Genomic DNA, 16,465 nt, shown 5'->3' with positions numbered 1-16,465 from the left:
AGGGCGGCCACCTGAGGCCGGCTGCGCCAATTTCAAGAGCGGGCCGGCACCAAACCCGTCAGCGTAAACCCATCTCGCCATGAGCACTTCGCACAACCTCGGGCACGGCATCTTTCGCCTGTCCCAAGTCTTCTCCGCCGCCGACTGCGCGCGCTTCATCCAGCAGGCTGAAGGCTTCGGCTTCGAGCCGGCCACCATCAATACCGAAACCGGCGTGCGCTTCGAAAGCGAGGTGCGCAACAACGACCGTGTCATCTTCGACAGCACCGAGCTCGCGCTGGAGGTATGGCGGCGCGTCGCCTTGGACTTGCCGCCTGTGTGGACGGCGCGCGGCCTCTCCGGTCTGAACGAACGCTTCCGCTTCTACCGTTACGCGGCGGCGCAGAAGTTCGACTGGCATGTCGACGGCCCGTTCGAGCGCAGCAACGGCGAGCGCAGCCAGCTGACACTGCTGATCTACCTCAGCGACGGCTATCAAGGCGGCGAAACCACCTTCGACGTCGAGGGCTCGCAACAAGAGGTTCGCGGCGAGCAAGGTGACGTCGTCGTCTTCCCACACCGCCTGCGCCATCGCGGCTCCATCGTTACCGCGGGCACCAAGTACATGCTCAGAACAGATGTCATGTACTACCCGCTGGTGGGTGCGGGGCAATCGAGCTTTCCAAGCCTGGACGCCATCCGCGCGATGGCGGAAGGCGCCCAGCCCTGATCAGCGGCGCGCCCTGACCGCCTCGCTCAGCACCTCCAGCACCGCCAGCGAGTCACCCCAGCCCAGGCAGGCGTCGGTGATGCTCTTGCCGTACTGCAGCGTGCCGGGATCGTCCTGGCCTGGCGTGAACTTCTGGGCGCCGTCGTTCAGGTGGCTTTCCACCATGACGCCGAAGATGGCGTTGCTGCCCTCGCGCAGTTGGCCCGCGATGTCGCGCGCGACGTCCAGCTGGCGGCTGTGCTGCTTGCTGGAGTTGGCATGCGAGCAATCCACCATCAGGCGCTGCGGCAGCTTGGCCTTGTCCAGATCCGCACAGGCGGCGGCCACGCTCTGCGCGTCGTAGTTGGGCGCCTTGCCGCCGCGCAGGATGACGTGGCAATCCGGGTTGCCGCGCGTCTCGACGATGGCGACCTGGCCGTTCTTATGCACGGACAGGAAATGGTGGCCGCGCGCCGCCGCCTGGATGGCGTCGGTGGCGATCTTGATGTTGCCGTCGGTGCCGTTCTTGAAGCCGATGGGCGCGGACAGGCCCGAGGCCAGCTCGCGGTGCACCTGACTCTCGGTGGTGCGCGCGCCAATGGCACCCCAGGAGATCAGGTCACCGATGTACTGCGGCGAGATCACATCCAGGAACTCCGACCCCGCCGGCATGCCCAGTCGGTTAATCTCCAGCAGCAGTTGGCGCGCGATGCGCAGGCCTTCGTCGATGCGGTAGCTCTCGTCCAGGTAGGGGTCGTTGATGAGGCCCTTCCAGCCCACGGTCGTGCGCGGCTTCTCGAAGTAGACGCGCATGACGATCTCCAGCGTGTCGGCATGCCGCTCCCGCTCGGCCATCAGCTTGCGGGCATATTCAAGCGCAGCGGCCGGGTCGTGGATGGAGCACGGCCCGATGACCACCAGCAGCCGATCGTCTTCGCCGCTCATGATCTTGCGGATGCGCTGGCGGGTCTGGCTGATCAGCCCTTCCATCGCCGTGCCGCGGATGGGGAAGAAGCGGATCAGGTGCTCCGGCGGCGGCAGCGGCGTGATGTCGAGGATGCGCTCGTCGTCGGTGGCGCTGGTCTTGTCGTCCTGCGAATACCAGCGCTGGGCTTCGGGTTCGACGGACTGAGGCTGGGTCGCATTCATCTACGGGCACCTTTGAGATAAAAAAAACCGCCGGGCTTGGGACCCGGCGGTTTCAGGGGATTCGGTTTGCGCCTGCGCGTTCACCTCTCCTGCGCCGGGGGGCAGCAGAAGAACCAAAAAAACGCAAAGTAGGCGCGACGGCAAGACATGGCCGGGAATCTAGCACGCCAAGGCGAGCAGGTGGGCTTCGCGACGAGGCAAGGGGCAGTTGCACCCCGTCGTCACGGCCGCGCCCGGTAGATGACGTTCAGGCCTGGCTTCACATCGGCTGCTGCGACGTAGCCGATGGCGCCCGGCGTGGCCTGCACGTAGGCGATCAGCTCGGCCGCACTCGCAAACTCCCGGGGCGGCGCCCCCTTGCCCACATGGCGGCGCACGGTCCAGTAAGAGGCGTAGTGCTCCTCGTCGGTGTTGAGCACCAGCTTCAGAAAGCGCTCGCGCGCGTCGCTGGCGCTGCGCTGGTTGACGACGACGACGGGCGAGCCGGCCAGCTCGATGGTGCGGCCCAAATAGAGCCGCTGCAATGTGGGCGCGTCCACGCGCGCCACTTGTGCGTGGGCGATGACGACGACCGGCGCGTCATCGCCAGCATGGGCCACGCCGAACCACAGCCCCAGCATCCACGGCAGCGATCGCAGGAAGGTGTTCATGCCGCCGTCCTCAGAAGCTGAAGCTGTAGCTGGCCGACAGCACGTCGATGCCCGTGCGTGAGGGCGTCTCGCTGCCGGGCAACGTATCCACGAAGCGGCTGAGCCGCCCGATCCGCGTGTGCGCCCACTCCAGCTTGACCTTCTGGCCGGGCCGCACGCCGTAAGACCCGCCGAGAGCCAACGTGCTTTGGTCCACCGCATAGCCCGTCTCGCCCGCCGCCCGCTGCGCTGCGTTGATCAGCGCAGCCCCGGGGATCGTGGCCGGCAAACGCTGCGTCGTCAGCCGCTGCGCCCAGTCGAGCCGGCCATCGCTGGACTTGAGCCGAGCCCAGCTCGCGTAAGGGGTGAAACGCCCGACCGTGCGCAGCAGCGCGACGTAGCCGCCGCGCGAATCGGAGCCCAGCTCGGTGCCACGCTGTACGTTCGCCGCGAATTCGCCCATCAGACGCCAGCCGGGCGCGAGCGCCTGGTCGACGCCCACCGTGTAGATGAGGTTGCGCACGCTGCCGGTGACGCGCGCGCCGGGGCCGGGCAGCTGGTCGCTGACCTGGTAGTAGCCCAGGCCGGGCGCCACCTCGACGAAAGGGTAGGACACGACCATCGGTGCACCGCTGCGCATGCTCGTGCGGGCGCCGTGCACGCCCGCGCGCCACGTGCCGTTGACCGAGCGCATCGTGAGCACCAGGCCAGCCGACTGCACGCGGATGTCGCGAAAGTTCGCGCCGGCCGCCATCTGCGGCGGCACGCCGTCGCGCAGCCAGAAGCGCGCCGTGGTGCCGATCTCGCCGGCATAGGCGTCCAGGGCCAGCTCGCGCTCGCCCAGCATCCACGTTCTGGCGGCGGCTGCGCCGACGAAGTCCGTCGACGGCACGATGGAGTACATCTCCTGCGGCAGCCGCGCCAGGTCGTAGGTCACGCCGACGTCCATCACCTCGGAATTGAGGTACAGCGGCACACGCATCTTGCCGGCGCGCAGCAGCCAGTCGTCGCCCGGCCGCCAGGCGAGGAAGGCCCAGGCGGGCGTCAGGTCCCAGCGCGCATCGCTCTTGAGCGAAGGCGCCGCCCGCAGCTGCACGGTGGCCGACCACTGCGGGCCGAAACGCAGGTCCGCCTGCCCACCCAGCACGCTGTCGGCCTGCAGCGTGCCGTCGCTGTCGATGTGGCGCCGATAGGCGTAGTCGCGGTTGGAGCGGGCATAGCCCAGCGTGCCGAACGCCGACCACGACAGGTCTTGCCCCAGCGCCGGCTCCGGCTCCGCCCCCAGCATGGACAGCAGCGCCGCCGCGAGAGCGCCGGGCAGCCGCCGCCGGGGTGAACGCAGAAATTCAGTCATGGAATTGCTCCGCGATGGCTCGCATCTCCGCCTGGCAGGCCTGCAGCGCCGCCACGACCTGCGGGTCGAACTGGGTGCCGCTGCCCGCCGAGATGAACTCGACGGCCTGCTCGTGCGGCATGGGGTCCTTGTAGGGCCGTCGGCTGATCAGCGCGTCGTAGACATCCGCCACCGCCATCAGCCGCGCTGCCAAAGGGATGTCCGCGCCGGCAAGGCCATCGGGGTAGCCGCTACCGTCCCAGCGTTCATGGTGGTGGCGGGCGATCTGCAGGCCATAACGCAGCAGCGCACCGGCATCGTCGCCCAGCCGATCCACGGCACGCTGTAGCAGCTCGGCACCCGCCGTCGTATGCGTCTTCATGACAGACCACTCCTCGGCAGACAGCCGGCCGGGCTTGAGCAGGATCTGGTCGGGAATGGCCACCTTGCCGATGTCGTGAAGCGGCGCGGAGCGTGCCAGTGCGTCGATATCCCCGCCCGTCAGCGCCTCCGCCCTGCCCTGCGCCACCAACCAGCCGGCCAGCACCCGCACGTACTCCTGCGTGCGCTGGATGTGGGCGCCGGTATCGCCGTCACGGAACTCCGCCAGCGTCACCATGACGAACAGCGTGGTGTCGCGCAACGCCTCGACCTCCCGGCGGCGCCTGCGCACCTCGCCTGACAGATCGGCATTGCGCCCCTTGAGCCGGTCCCGCGCCAGCTTCAGCAACAGCTGCGTGCGCACCCGCGACAGCAGCGTGACGTTGTTGAACGGCTTGGTCACGAAGTCGGCGGCGCCCGCGTCGAAAGCGGCCGTCTCGTCTGCCGTACCCGACAGCGCCGTCAGGAAGATCACGGGCACGTCGCGCGTGCGTTCGTCGGCCTTGAGTCGGCGGCAGACTTCGTAGCCATCGACGCCGGGCATCATGATGTCCAGCAGCACGAGATCCGGCGGTGCCTGGCTGGCCAGCGCCAGCGCCTTTTCGGCAGACACGGCCAGCTGTACACGGCAGTGCGGCCGCAGCACCTGGGCCATCAGCGTCAGGTTGGCCGGCGTGTCGTCGACCACCAGCACGGTGGCCTGCGGCGGCGCCGGGTCTTGCGCCAACGGCAGGTCACCCCGGCTCATGGGCGGGCCTCCGGCAGGGTCGTGAGGGCAGCCAGCGCCGCATCGAAGTCCAACGCGTTCATCGCCTGCACCAGGCGGCGCAACGTGGGCGGCGGCAGCCGGTCGCCCAGGCTCTGCTGGTGCGCCTGCCACCAGTCCAGCACCTGGCTGTCCGCCGACTCCAGCAACCGCCTGAACTCCGCCAACTCACTCCCCAGCGGCGCCGACGCACCAGCGGCCGGCACCGTCAGGCTGCTCATCCACGGCGGCGCCGGCACCAGGGCGGCCTCGATCTGCGCAACCACCTCGGCCAGCAACTGCGCCACGCTCGGCAGGCCCGCCTCGATGCCGGCCGCGTCGCGCCCCACGACGGCGCGCTCCAGCTGGCGCGCCTGTTCGGCGAGCGCTTCGGCGCCGATCGTGCCGGCCAGCCCATGCAAGGTGTGCACCTCGCGGCGCAAGTCGTCGAAGCCCCCCTCGGCCAGCAGCCGCCACCAGTCGGCCAGGCCGTTGCCATGGCTGCCGGCGAAACCCAGCAGCGTGCGCCGGTACAGCGCCTCGCGCCCGTCGAAGCGCTGCAGCGCCGCCCGCACGTCCAGCGCCGGCATGGGCGGCAGCGTCACGGTCTCGGCAGCCAGCGGCAACGGGGGCCGCGGCGGCGCGGCGCGCGTCTCGCGCCGGAAGGGCAGCAGGCTCGCGACGAAGCGCTCGATGTTCAGCGGCTTGGCGATGTGCCCCTGCATGCCGACGGCCAGGCAGCGATCGCGTTCGTCGTCCAGTGCATGCGCCGTCATGGCCAGCACCGGCAGCAACTCGAAGCCATGCGTTGCCCGCAGCCGGCGCGTGGCCTCGATGCCGTCGAGCACCGGCATCTGCAGGTCCATCAGCACGACATCGAAATGCGCCGGCCCGCGCGACGCCAGCAACTCCAGCGCCTCCAAGCCGTTGCCGGCGAGCTCGACCACAGCGCCACGCTGGCGCAACAGGCCGCTGGCGATTTCCTGGTTCAACGCGTTGTCCTCGACCAGCAACACCCGCAGCCCGTCGAGCCGGTCGCCATCGGCGGGCCGCCTGGCAACCGCCGGCGGCAAGAACAGCTGACGCAGATCCTCGGGCAGCACCGGCTTGTCGATGAAGTCGGTCACGCCCGCCGCCCGCACGCTGTGGCGCACCTCCTCGCTGCCGTAGGCCGACATGACCGCGATGCGCAGGCCTGGCTGCTGCGCCTGCATCGGCCCCAGCACGGTGCTGCCTGTGGCGTCGGGCAGCACCCAGTCCAGCAGCACATGGTCGAACGGCGTGCCGTCGCGCTGGGCCTGGGCCAGCAGGCTCAAGGCCTCCTTGGCCGTCGTGGCGCGGGCCAGGTGGCCGCGCGCGCAGACGCCCAGCGACAGCACCTGGCTCAGCAGCGCCATGAAGGTGTCGGTCTGGTCTTCCACCACCAGCACCCGCGCGGTGACCGCGGCCGGCGGGCAGACGGCCGCCGGCGCCTCCGCGTCCAGCGGCAGCGGCAGCCGCACCTCGAAGCGACTGCCCACACCGGGCTTGCTGGTGGCCTGGATGGTGCCGCCCATCAGCGTGACCAGCCGGTGCGTGATGGCCAGTCCCAGGCCGGTGCCGCCGAAGCGCCGCGTCGTGGACGCGTCGGCCTGCGCGAACTCGCGGAACAGCTTGCCGATCTGCGCGCCGTCCATGCCGATGCCGGTGTCCTGCACGACAAAGCTCAGCCGCACGCGGGCATCGTCGGCATCGCCCTGGGCCGTGCCCACCGTCAGCCGCACCTGGCCGGTCGGCGTGAACTTCACGGCGTTGGACAGCAGGTTCACGAGCACCTGCTGCAGCCGCAACGCGTCGCCGCGCAGCGTGCCGCGGCTGGTCAGCAGCGAGGCGTCGGCGTAGTCGCACAGCAGCTCCAGCTCCTTGGCCTGCGCCGAGTGCCGCACCAGCGCGATCGCCTGGGAGACGACGTTCTCGAGGTGGAACGGCGCCTCCTCGATGCTCATGCTGCCCGCCTCGATCTTGGAGAAGTCCAGCACGTCGTTGATCAGCGCGAGCAGCATGCGCGCCGCCCCGTCGGACTTCTCCAGGTAGTTGCGCTGCTCGGCCGTGAGCTCGGTCTGCAGGGCCAGATGCGTCATGCCCATGATGGCGTTCATGGGCGTGCGGATCTCATGGCTCATGTTGGCCAGAAAGCGCGACTTGGCCTGCGTCGCCGCAGCGGCGGCATCGTGCGCCTCGCGCAGCAGCAGGTGGTCGGCGTCGCGGCGCTGCAGGTCCCGCGTGATCGCGTCGGCCATCTCGTCGAGCGTGCGCGCGAGCGCGCCGAGTTCGCGCACCCGGCTGGCCCCGACGGCGGTGCGGGCCGAGAAGTCGCCCGACGAAAAGCGGTAGGCCGTCTCGCCCAGTTGCCCGATGGGCGCCAGCACGCGGCGGTTCATGAAGATGAAGGCCGCGATCAGCAGCGGCAGCAGCAGCAGATCGCCCACGACGGCGGCCCGCAGCGAGTTGTTGAGCCGCCGATGCGTGTCGTCCAGCTCCTGCGACGTGCGCGCTCGCGACGCCTCATGCAGCTGGGCGACCGCGGCCTGCAGATCGCCGCGCAGCGCCTCGTAGTCGGGCGCGTGCACGAGACTGATGGCGAAGGTGGGATCCGGCACGCCTTCGGAGACGAATTCACGCCGGCCGGTGTCATAGAGCCCCTGGGTGGCCGCGAACGCAATCTTCTCCAGCCCCTGCATGCGCGCCGCCGTCGTCAGCGCACGGCGAACCAGCGCCAGTTCCTGCGGCGAGAACTTCAACGCCTGCATCCGCAGCAGCAGCCCCGGCGACGGCTGCGGGTCGGCCGTTGCCGCGCCGGGCGCCACCTCGCCGTCGCGGCGGGCCAGGATGTCGTAGTAAGCCCGCAAGTAGGCCGGCTTGCCCGTCGTCGTGAAACTCTGCACGAGCTGGGCCAGTCGTTCGTTGTCCCGCTCCAGCGCCTGAACGAATTCAGCCGTGGCGTCCCGCGCGCCCACGGAGGCGCGCACCGAGTCCACGCCGTCGGAGATCACGACGAGGAATGCGAGGTTCGCGGCAAGGACCGACAACACGGCCGCCAGGAACCCCCGGGACACGGTGCGAAGCTTCATTCAGCAGGGTGACGAGCAAACTTTCTTCACCCTTGGATGTTCACCGAGCCTGTCCTTCCACGATCACGCTGCAATCGTTGCGGGAACGGCATTCCGGTAGTTTTGCCTCGCGCGCCGGGCCAACCGCGCGCACGGCCGGCGGGGCGCACCGACGTGCCACCCGCACCACCGCGTCGTCAACGATTGCAAAAGAGGCGCCGGCATCGCCACCCGAAGCGGCGATGCCCCGCCGGCGATCAGGCCGTGCCGCCGACGGTCAGCCCGTCGATGCGCAGCGTGGGCTGGCCCACACCCACGGGCACGCTCTGGCCTTCCTTGCCGCACACGCCAACGCCGGTGTCCAGGCTCATGTCGTTGCCGATCATGCTGACGCGCGTCAGCGCGTCCGGCCCGTTGCCGATGATGGTGGCGCCCTTGACCGGGTACTGGATCTTGCCGTTCTCGACCCAGTAGGCCTCGCTGGCCGAGAACACGAACTTGCCGCTGGTGATGTCGACCTGGCCGCCGCCGAAGTTGGTGGCGTACAGGCCCTTCTTGATGGACGCCACGATCTCCTGTGGGTCGTCCTGACCGCCCAGCATGTAGGTGTTGGTCATGCGCGGCATGGGCACGTGGGCATAGCTTTCGCGGCGGCCGTTGCCGGTGGGGGCGACCTTCATCAGCCGGGCGTTCATCGCGTCCTGGATGTAGCCCTTCAGGATGCCGTCCTCGATCAGCACGTTGCGCTGCGAGGCGCAGCCCTCGTCGTCGACGTTCAGCGAGCCGCGGCGGTCCGGCAGCGTGCCGTCGTCCAGCACAGTGACGCCCTTGGCCGCCACGCGCTGGCCGATGCGGCCCGAGAACGCGCTGGAACCCTTGCGGTTGAAGTCGCCCTCCAGCCCGTGGCCGACCGCCTCATGCAGCAGCACGCCGGGCCAGCCGGGGCCGACGACGACCGTCATCTCGCCGGCCGGCGCCGGGCGGCTCTCGAGGTTGGTCAGCGCCGCGTGCACAGCGTGCTCCACGTAGCTGGCGATCATCTCGTCCGTGAAATAGGCCAGGCCGAAGCGACCACCGCCGCCGCCCGAGCCCACCTCGCGGCGGCCGTTGCTCTCGGCGATCACCGTCAGCGACAGCCGCACGAGCGGGCGCACGTCGGCGGCCAGCGTGCCGTCGGCGCGGGCGATCAGCACCACCTCATGCTCGGCGGCCAGGCCGGCCATGACCTGCACCACGCGCGGGTCCTTGGCGCGGGCCATTTTCTCGGCCCGCTCCAGCAAGGCCACCTTGGCGGCGCTGTCGAGAGACGCGATGGGGTCGGCCACGCCGTAGAGCTCGCGGCTGCCGGCCACATGGCCTTGCGCGGGCACCTTCACGCGCTTGCTCTGGCCGGCCGCCGCGATCGTGCGCACCGTGCGCGCCGCGTCCAGCAGCGAGTGCAGCGAGATGTCGTCGGAGTAGGCGAATGCCGTCTTCTCGCCAGCCACGGCGCGCACGCCCACGCCCTGGTCGATGCTGAACGAGCCGCTTTTGACGATGCCCTCCTCCAGGCTCCAGCCCTCGGCGCGCGTGGTCTGGAAGTACAGGTCGGCATCGTCGACCCGGTGCTCGGTGATGAGGCGCAGCGCCTGCGACAGCGACGCTTCGGTCAGGCCGAAGGGCTCCAGCAGTTGCGAGCGGGCGGTGGCCAGGCGGGCCAGGGTGGGTTCGACGGCGATCATGGGGCGATTCTAGGAACCTGGGCGCCCGACGTGGCAAGACATGGGCATGACCGGCGACAGCGCCCTGCCCGCATCTCCCCTTGAGCGCCCGTGGACAGCCCGGCACGCGCCGGCCGGCACCCTATTCGTCGGCGCCGCGCCTGAGTTTCAGCCCGGCGTCATAGAGCTGGTTGCGGGGTGCTCCGCTGATCTGCGCCGCCAGCGCCACCGCCTGCTTCAGCGGCAGCTCGGCCGCCAGCAGGGCCAGCGTACGCAGCGCCTGCGGCGGCAGTTCATCGTCGGCAGCAGCCTGCGGCGCCTGCGCGTGCAGCACCAGCACGAACTCGCCGCGCTGGCGTTGCGCGTCGGCTGCCAGCCACGCCGGCAGCGTCGCGGCCTCGGCCGTGTGGACGCTCTCGAACTGCTTGGTCAGCTCACGGCAGACCGTCACACGGCGCTGCGGCGCCAGTTCGGCCAGCAGCGCCACCAGGTCGATGATGCGGTGCGGCGCCTCGAACACCACCTGGCTCTGCCCTTCGACGCCGAGCACCGCCTGCAGCGCCGAGCGGCGCTCACCCGCCTTGGTCGGCAGGAAGCCGGCGAAGGCGAAGCTCGTCGCCGCCGTGTCGCCGGCCACGCTGAGCGCCGTCACCGTGCTGCTGGGGCCCGGCAGCGGCAGCACGCGATGCCCCGCGGCCACCACCTCGCGCACCAGCACGGCGCCGGGGTCGGAGATGGCCGGCGTGCCGGCGTCGGACGCATAGGCCACGCGCTCACCGGCCGCCAGCCGCGCGAGGACGGCAGCACTCGCCTCGCGTTCGTTGTGCTGGTGCAAGGCGATGAGCGGCTTGTGCAGGCCCAGGTGGCGCAGCAGGGCGCCGCCCTGGCGCGTGTCCTCGCAGGCCAGCGCATCGGCCAGACCGAGCAAATGGATGGCGCGCAGGCTCAGGTCGGCCAGGTTGCCGATGGGCGTGGCCACCAGATAGAGCGTGGCGGCCGGATACTGCTGGCTGCCGGCGGCGGCCGCGGCGGCCTGGCGCAGCAAGGACTGATCGGAAACGGCGATGTTCAACGGGAGCTCACGTTCAAAGGCGGCGACCAAGACGCGTGGCGACGCGGCGGAAGACGCCGCGCTGGCGCACCTGCGACAGGCCGGCCTGCGTCTGCTGGAGCGGAATTATCGAGTCGCCGCCGGCCCGCGTCGCCATGCCGGCGAGGTGGACCTGATCCTGCAGGATCGCGACGGCACGCTGGTCTTCGTCGAGGTGCGCGCGCGCGCCGATGCCTCGCACGGCGGCGCGGCGGCCAGCGTCACCGCGCGCAAGCAGCAGCACCTCATCTACGCGGCCCAGCACTATCTGCTGCGCTACGCCAGCCCGCCGCCCTGCCGCTTCGACGTCGTCGCGATCGACGGCGCCACACTCACCTGGTTACAAGGAGCCTTCGACGCGGGCTGACTATGATCCCGCCTCCATGATCGAGCAAAGAATCCAGCAGCAGTTCTTCGAAAGCGCCGACCTTCTGTACCAGGCGGCCGAGCAACTGGCCCGCCCCCTGGCGATGGCCGCGCAGATGGTGGTGGACGCCATCACTGGCGGCAACCGCATCCTCTGCGCCGCACAAGGCCTGGCCAGCCTGGATGCCGACTATCTCGCCGCACGCCTGGCCGGCCGCTTCGAGCAGGAGCGCCCGGGCCTGGCCGCCTGGAGTCTGGCCGCCCAGGCCCGCGAGGCGGCGGGGCTGGACCTGGCCCGACTGCTGCAGGCGCACGGCCACCCCGGCGACGTGCTCATCATGATCGAGCCACTGCGCGAGCAGCGTGATGCTTGGCAGCCCGCTTTGGCCGTGGCGCATGCGCAGGAGATGAGCATCATCGCGCTGACCGCCCAACCCACCGGCGCCAACGACGAATGGCGCGGCCTGCTGCAAGACACCGACATCCAGATCCGCGTCAGCCACGGTCGCGAGCCGCGCGTTGTGGAAGCCCAGCGTGTGCTGCTGCATGCCCTGGCCGACGCCATCGACCTGCAGCTGCTGGGCAGCGACGAATAACCCCCCTGGCCCCCCCCTGGAACCCTGAACATGAAGAAGCTCTCCCTGACGCTGACCGCCGCCGTGCTGGCCAGCACCCTCGCCACCGGCTGCGCGCCGCTGCTGATCGGCGGCGCGATGATGGGTGGCGTCAGCGTCGCGACCGACCGCCGCACCTCCGGCGCCCAGCTCGAGGACCAGACCATCGAGGTCAAGGCCGGTGCCCGCGTGCGTGAGCAACTCGGCGAGAAGGTGCACGTCAGCATCAACAGCTACAACCGCACGGTGCTGATCACCGGCGAAGCCAACTCCGAAGAGGCGCGCGCGCGACTGGACGGCATCGTCAGCGGCGTGGAGAACGTGCAGAAGGTGCTGAACGAGGTGGAAGTGCTGGCGGCCAGTTCGCTGAGCAGCCGCGCCAACGACACGGTCATCGCCGGCAAGGTCAAGGCCCAGTTCATCGACGCACGCGACCTGATGAGCAACGCCTTCTACGTCGTCGTCGAGCGCTCGCAGGTCTACCTGATGGGCCGCGTGACCGAGCGCGAAGCCGCCCGGGCGACGGAAATCGTGCGCCAGGTCAGCGGCGTGAAGAAGGTCGTGCGCGCCTTCGAGATCATCAGCGAAGACGAACTCGCGCAGACGCTGCCGAAGAAGTCTTGAGCCCGTCGTCCAGACGCGCCGACGCTCGCGGGCGATGGCCCGCGAGCGTCTCGGCTCACGCGCTCAGAGTCGCTTGATCAGCGACGACGTGTCCCAGCGGTTGCCACCCTGGGCCTGCACATCGGCGTAGAACTGGTCCACCAGCGCCGTCAGCGGCAGGCGTGAACCATTGCGGCGGGCCTCGTCGAGCACGAGGCCGAGGTCCTTGCGCATCCAGTCCACCGCGAAGCCGAAGTCGAACTTGTCCTCGACCATGGTCTTGCCGCGGTTGTCCATCTGCCAGCTCTGCGCAGCGCCCTTGCCGATGACGTCGAGCACCTGCGCCATGTCCAGGCCCGCGTTCTGGCCGAAGCGCACCGCCTCGGCCAGCCCCTGCACGACACCGGCGATGCAGATCTGATTCACCATCTTGGCCAGCTGGCCGGCGCCAGGGCCGCCCAGCAGCGTCACGGCGCGGGCGAAATTCATCGCCACAGGCTTCATCGCGTCAAAGGCTGCCGCGTCGCCACCGCACATGACCGTCAGCGCGCCGTTGACGGCACCCGCCTGGCCACCCGACACCGGCGCGTCGACGAAGGCGATGCCACGCCGGGCCGCCTCGGCGTGCAGTTCACGGGCGACCTCGGCCGAGGCCGTCGTGTGGTCGACAAACACCGCGCCGGCCGCCATGCCCGCCAACGCGCCGTGTTCGCCCAGCACCACGGAGCGCAGGTCGTCGTCGTTGCCGACGCAGCAGAACACGAACGCCGCGCCCTGGGCCGCCTCGGCCGGTGTGGCGGCAACCGCGCCACCGTATTCCGCAGCCCAGGCCTGGGCCTTGGCAGCGGTGCGGTTGTAGACCGTGACCTGGTGGCCGGCGCGGGCCAGATGGCCCGCCATCGGGTGGCCCATGACGCCCAGGCCGAGGAAAGCCACGCGGCGGGCGGGAAGCGTTTCGTAAGTACGGTTGCTCATGTGCTGATGCGTCCGGAATCCCGACACGGCGGCCGCGAAACCGGGACGGGGTGGTCAGATGATCGTGAGGTGTTCCGTGCCGGTGGACAGATCGCCGGAGCGGGCGCGCTCGCTGTTGAGCTTGATCTGCAGGCGCAGGTCGTTCACGGAGTCGGCGTTGCGCAGCGCGTCTTCGTAGGTGACCTTGCCGGCCTCGTAGAGGTCGAACAGCGCCTGGTCGAAGGTCTGCATGCCCTGCTCGCGCGAGCGCTTCATCAGCTCCTTGATCTCGCTGATCTCGCCCTTGAAGATCAGGTCTGAGATCAGCGGCGTGTTCAGCATGATCTCGACAGCCGCCACGCGGCCCTTGCCCTCGCGGCGCGGCAGCAGGCGCTGCGAGATCAGCGAGCGCAGGTTCAGCGACAAGTCCATCAGCAGCTGGGCGCGGCGCTCTTCGGGGAAGAAGTTGATGATGCGGTCCAGCGCCTGGTTGGCGCTGTTGGCGTGCAGCGTGGCCATGCACAGGTGACCGGTCTCGGCGAATGCGATCGCATGGTCCATCGTCTCGCGGTCGCGCAGCTCGCCCATCAGGATGACGTCGGGCGCCTGGCGCAGCGAGTTCCTCAGCGCCGCTTCCCAGCTGTCGGTGTCGATGCCCAGTTCGCGCTGCGTGACGATGCAGTTCTTGTGCGGGTGCACGAACTCGATCGGGTCCTCGATGGTCACGATGTGGCCATAGGTGGTCTCGTTACGCTCGTCGATCATCGCGGCCAGCGACGTGCTCTTGCCCGAGCCCGTGGCGCCCACGACGATGACCAGCCCGCGCTTGTTCTGCACCACCTCGCGCAGCACCGGCGGCAAGTCCAGCGAGGCGATGGTGGGCAGCGTGGACGGGATGGTCCGCAGCACCAGGCCCACATGGCCTTGCTGGATGAAGGCATTGACGCGGAAGCGGCCGATGCCATGCGGCGAGATCGCGAAGTTGCACTCCTTGGTGCGCTCGAACTCGGCGGCCTGCTTGTCGTTCATGATGGACCGCGCCAACTGCAGCGTGTGCTGCCCCGTCAGCGGTTGCGGCGAGACCTTGGTCATCTTGCCGTCCACCTTGATGGCCGGCGGGAACTCCGCCGTCAGGAACAGGTCGGAGCCCTTGCGCGACAGCATCAGCCGCAGCAGGTCGTTGATGAATTTGGAGGCCTGATCGCGTTCCATGATGCTTGTCCTTGTATCGGGGAGTTTTGCCGTCACTCACATGGCAAGCCATATGAGTGACGTCAAACTTTCCTGGCTTAGCCAGGAAAGTTTTCAGGGAACTTGGCCTTGGAGCGTGCCTCGGCCGGCGAAATGATGTTGCGACGGACCAGGTCCGTCAGGTTCTGGTCCAGCGTCTGCATGCCCTGCGAGTTGCCGGTCTGGATGGACGAATACATCTGCGCCACCTTGTTCTCGCGGATCAGGTTGCGGATGGCCGAGGTGCCCAGCATGATCTCGTGCGCCGCCACGCGGCCGCTGCCGTCCTTGAGCTTGCACAGGCTCTGCGAGATCACCGCCACGAGCGACTCCGACACCATCGCGCGCACCATCTCCTTTTCGGCTGCGGGGAACACGTCGACGATACGGTCCACCGTCTTGGCGGCCGACGAGGTGTGCAGCGTGCCGAACACCAGGTGGCCCGTTTCGGCGGCCGTCAGCGCCAGGCGGATGGTTTCCAGGTCGCGCATTTCACCCACCAGCACCGCGTCCGGGTCTTCGCGCAGGGCGGAGCGCAGCGCGTTGCTGAAGCTGTGCGTGTGCGGGCCGACTTCCCGCTGGTTGATCAGACTCTTCTTGGACTCGTGCACGAACTCGATCGGGTCCTCGATGGTCAGGATGTGGCCGTACTCGTTCTCGTTGAGGTGGTTGATCATGGCCGCCAGCGTCGTGCTCTTGCCGGAGCCGGTCGGGCCGGTCACCAGCACCATGCCGCGCGGCTTGAGCGCGAGGTCGGCAAAGACCTTGGGCGCGGCCAGTTGCTCCAGGCTCAGGATCTTGCTCGGAATCGTCCGGAACACGGCGCCGGCGCCGCGGTTCTGGTTGAAGGCGTTGACGCGAAAGCGCGCCAGGCCCTGGATCTCGAACGAGAAGTCGACTTCCAGCGTCTCTTCGTACACCTTGCGCTGGGAGTCGTTCATGATGTCGTAGACCATGTCGTGGACCGCGCGGTGGTCCAGGGCCTCGACGTTGATGCGGCGCACATCGCCGTGCACGCGAATCATGGGGGGCAGGCCGGCCGAGAGGTGCAGGTCGGATGCCTTGTTCTTGACCGAAAAAGCCAGCAGCTGAGTGATGTCCATGGGTTGGGGCCTGTGTTCGCGACGGGAATCGGTGCCCGCCGTGAAACAGGCCCTAAAGTGCTCAGCTGATTATGGCGATCTCAGATTCCCTTCACGTCACCAAAAGCCGCATCGCTGCGGCATGTGTCGCAGCCGGCCGGCCGGCCGACGCGGTCCATCTGCTGGTGGTCAGCAAAACGTTTCCCGCTGCCGCCGTGCGCGAAGCCTTCGCCGCCGGCGCACGCGCTTTCGGCGAGAACTATGTGCAGGAAGGGCTCGCCAAGATCGATGAATTGGCCGATCTGCGCGAACAGATCGAGTGGCATCTCATCGGCCCGCTGCAGTCCAACAAGACGCGCCCGGTCGCCGAACAGTTCGACTGGGTGCACGCCGTGGACCGCCTCAAGATCGCCGAGCGGCTGTCCGAACAGCGCCCGGCCGGGCTGCCACCGCTGAACATTTGCTTGCAAGTCAACATCAGCGCCGAGGCCAGCAAGAGCGGTTTGTTGCCTGGCGACGTCAGGGCGCTGGCTCACCAGGTGGCAGCCCTGCCCCGACTGACGCTGCGCGGCCTGATGGCGGTGCCCGAGCCCGGCCCCGGCGCGCTGGCCCAGCACCAGGCCATGGCAGCGCTGTTCGACGCCCTGAAGGCCGAAGGCCTGGCACTGGACACGCTCTCGCTGGGCATGAGCGCCGACCTCGAAGACGCCATCCGCGCCGGCTCCACGATGGTGCGCGTCGGCTCCGCCATCTTCGGCAGCCGGGGCTGAGGCACCCGCCCAACGGTCGACGCGGGCGCGGGCACACGGACG

At 69.1% G+C, this 16,465-nt stretch carries 15 protein-coding genes; 5 read left to right on the top strand and 10 right to left on the bottom strand.

Annotated features, from left to right (window positions below):
* Nucleotides 1-79: 79 nt before the first annotated feature.
* The gene (locus ACG00X_RS18290) at nucleotides 80-709 is read left to right on the top strand and encodes a 2OG-Fe(II) oxygenase (RefSeq protein WP_394490116.1); all 630 of its coding nucleotides are present in this window, start codon (nucleotides 80-82) and stop codon (nucleotides 707-709) included.
* On the opposite strand, the gene ACG00X_RS18285 is transcribed toward ACG00X_RS18290, so the two are convergent.
* The 7 genes from ACG00X_RS18285 to rsmI form a co-directional block, all read right to left on the bottom strand.
* Entirely contained in the window at nucleotides 710-1,837 is a 1,128-nt protein-coding gene (locus ACG00X_RS18285) for a 3-deoxy-7-phosphoheptulonate synthase (protein WP_394490114.1), read from the bottom strand.
* Nucleotides 1,838-2,058: 221 nt separating this feature from the next.
* Complete coding sequence (locus ACG00X_RS18280) at nucleotides 2,059-2,487, bottom strand: hypothetical protein (protein WP_394490112.1); 429 nt, start codon at nucleotides 2,485-2,487, stop codon at nucleotides 2,059-2,061.
* 10 nt (nucleotides 2,488-2,497) lie between these two features.
* Nucleotides 2,498-3,820 (bottom strand): hypothetical protein, encoded by a 1,323-nt coding sequence (locus ACG00X_RS18275; protein WP_394490110.1) that lies wholly within the window; start codon nucleotides 3,818-3,820, stop codon nucleotides 2,498-2,500.
* Nucleotides 3,813-4,928, bottom strand: coding sequence for an HD-GYP domain-containing protein (locus ACG00X_RS18270; RefSeq protein WP_394490108.1), 1,116 nt, complete (start codon nucleotides 4,926-4,928; stop codon nucleotides 3,813-3,815). The genes ACG00X_RS18275 and ACG00X_RS18270 overlap by 8 nt, the downstream gene beginning before the upstream one ends.
* Nucleotides 4,925-8,020, bottom strand: a complete 3,096-nt coding sequence (locus tag ACG00X_RS18265) for a hybrid sensor histidine kinase/response regulator (protein WP_394490106.1) — start codon at nucleotides 8,018-8,020, stop codon at nucleotides 4,925-4,927. Before ACG00X_RS18265 ends, ACG00X_RS18270 begins: the two co-directional genes overlap by 4 nt.
* Nucleotides 8,021-8,271: 251 nt before the next feature.
* Nucleotides 8,272-9,735: a metalloprotease TldD gene (gene tldD / locus ACG00X_RS18260; RefSeq protein ID WP_394490104.1), complete on the bottom strand. Its 1,464-nt coding sequence runs from the start codon at nucleotides 9,733-9,735 to the stop codon at nucleotides 8,272-8,274.
* A gap of 121 nt (nucleotides 9,736-9,856) precedes the next feature.
* Nucleotides 9,857-10,780, bottom strand: a complete 924-nt coding sequence (rsmI, locus tag ACG00X_RS18255) for a 16S rRNA (cytidine(1402)-2'-O)-methyltransferase (protein ID WP_394490214.1) — start codon at nucleotides 10,778-10,780, stop codon at nucleotides 9,857-9,859.
* On the opposite strand from rsmI, the gene ACG00X_RS18250 reads away from it, so the two are divergent.
* From ACG00X_RS18250 to ACG00X_RS18240, 3 genes are read left to right on the top strand one after another with little or no spacing between them, the layout of a single operon-like run.
* The gene (locus tag ACG00X_RS18250; RefSeq protein ID WP_394490102.1) at nucleotides 10,779-11,171 is read left to right on the top strand and encodes a YraN family protein; all 393 of its coding nucleotides are present in this window, start codon (nucleotides 10,779-10,781) and stop codon (nucleotides 11,169-11,171) included. The genes rsmI and ACG00X_RS18250 overlap by 2 nt on opposite strands.
* A 16-nt stretch (nucleotides 11,172-11,187) precedes the next feature.
* Nucleotides 11,188-11,766 (top strand): SIS domain-containing protein, encoded by a 579-nt coding sequence (locus ACG00X_RS18245; RefSeq protein WP_394490100.1) that lies wholly within the window; start codon nucleotides 11,188-11,190, stop codon nucleotides 11,764-11,766.
* 30 nt (nucleotides 11,767-11,796) lie between these two features.
* Complete coding sequence (locus ACG00X_RS18240; RefSeq protein ID WP_394490098.1) at nucleotides 11,797-12,408, top strand: BON domain-containing protein; 612 nt, start codon at nucleotides 11,797-11,799, stop codon at nucleotides 12,406-12,408.
* Nucleotides 12,409-12,471: 63 nt separating this feature from the next.
* On the opposite strand, the gene ACG00X_RS18235 is transcribed toward ACG00X_RS18240, so the two are convergent.
* The 3 genes from ACG00X_RS18235 to ACG00X_RS18225 form a co-directional block, all read right to left on the bottom strand.
* The gene (locus tag ACG00X_RS18235) at nucleotides 12,472-13,362 is read right to left on the bottom strand and encodes an NAD(P)-dependent oxidoreductase (protein WP_394490096.1); all 891 of its coding nucleotides are present in this window, start codon (nucleotides 13,360-13,362) and stop codon (nucleotides 12,472-12,474) included.
* 54 nt (nucleotides 13,363-13,416) lie between these two features.
* Entirely contained in the window at nucleotides 13,417-14,553 is a 1,137-nt protein-coding gene (locus ACG00X_RS18230) for a PilT/PilU family type 4a pilus ATPase (RefSeq protein WP_394490094.1), read from the bottom strand.
* Nucleotides 14,554-14,630: 77 nt separating this feature from the next.
* Nucleotides 14,631-15,674, bottom strand: coding sequence for a type IV pilus twitching motility protein PilT (locus ACG00X_RS18225; RefSeq protein ID WP_394490092.1), 1,044 nt, complete (start codon nucleotides 15,672-15,674; stop codon nucleotides 14,631-14,633).
* Nucleotides 15,675-15,745: 71 nt separating this feature from the next.
* Here ACG00X_RS18225 and ACG00X_RS18220 point away from each other — a divergent pair, with 71 nt between their 5' ends.
* On the top strand, nucleotides 15,746-16,423 hold the full coding sequence (locus tag ACG00X_RS18220; RefSeq protein ID WP_394490090.1) for a YggS family pyridoxal phosphate-dependent enzyme: 678 nt from the start codon (nucleotides 15,746-15,748) through the stop codon (nucleotides 16,421-16,423).
* Nucleotides 16,424-16,465 lie beyond the last annotated feature (42 nt).

The organism is Pelomonas nitida, from assembly GCF_043555975.1.
Classification (GTDB): Bacteria; Pseudomonadota; Gammaproteobacteria; order Burkholderiales; family Burkholderiaceae_C; genus Pelomonas; species Pelomonas nitida.
The sequence above is the reverse complement of the archived record's forward strand: the minus strand, read 5'-3'. Positions and strand labels throughout refer to the sequence as shown.

Excerpts from the sequence above, each read along its gene's own strand:
- ACG00X_RS18280 (WP_394490112.1), bottom strand. The coding sequence starts at position 2,487 with ATGAACACCTTCCTGCGATCGCTGCCGTGGATGCTGGGGCTGTGGTTC.
- ACG00X_RS18270 (WP_394490108.1), bottom strand. The coding sequence starts at position 4,928 with ATGAGCCGGGGTGACCTGCCGTTGGCGCAAGACCCGGCGCCGCCGCAG.
- ACG00X_RS18275 (WP_394490110.1), bottom strand. The coding sequence starts at position 3,820 with ATGACTGAATTTCTGCGTTCACCCCGGCGGCGGCTGCCCGGCGCTCTC.
- ACG00X_RS18250 (WP_394490102.1), top strand. The coding sequence starts at position 10,779 with ATGTTCAACGGGAGCTCACGTTCAAAGGCGGCGACCAAGACGCGTGGC.
- ACG00X_RS18245 (WP_394490100.1), top strand. The coding sequence starts at position 11,188 with ATGATCGAGCAAAGAATCCAGCAGCAGTTCTTCGAAAGCGCCGACCTT.
- ACG00X_RS18220 (WP_394490090.1), top strand. The coding sequence starts at position 15,746 with ATGGCGATCTCAGATTCCCTTCACGTCACCAAAAGCCGCATCGCTGCG.
- ACG00X_RS18285 (WP_394490114.1), bottom strand. The coding sequence starts at position 1,837 with ATGAATGCGACCCAGCCTCAGTCCGTCGAACCCGAAGCCCAGCGCTGG.
- ACG00X_RS18240 (WP_394490098.1), top strand. The coding sequence starts at position 11,797 with ATGAAGAAGCTCTCCCTGACGCTGACCGCCGCCGTGCTGGCCAGCACC.
- tldD (WP_394490104.1), bottom strand. The coding sequence starts at position 9,735 with ATGATCGCCGTCGAACCCACCCTGGCCCGCCTGGCCACCGCCCGCTCG.
- ACG00X_RS18290 (WP_394490116.1), top strand. The coding sequence starts at position 80 with ATGAGCACTTCGCACAACCTCGGGCACGGCATCTTTCGCCTGTCCCAA.
- ACG00X_RS18225 (WP_394490092.1), bottom strand. The coding sequence starts at position 15,674 with ATGGACATCACTCAGCTGCTGGCTTTTTCGGTCAAGAACAAGGCATCC.
- ACG00X_RS18235 (WP_394490096.1), bottom strand. The coding sequence starts at position 13,362 with ATGAGCAACCGTACTTACGAAACGCTTCCCGCCCGCCGCGTGGCTTTC.
- ACG00X_RS18230 (WP_394490094.1), bottom strand. The coding sequence starts at position 14,553 with ATGGAACGCGATCAGGCCTCCAAATTCATCAACGACCTGCTGCGGCTG.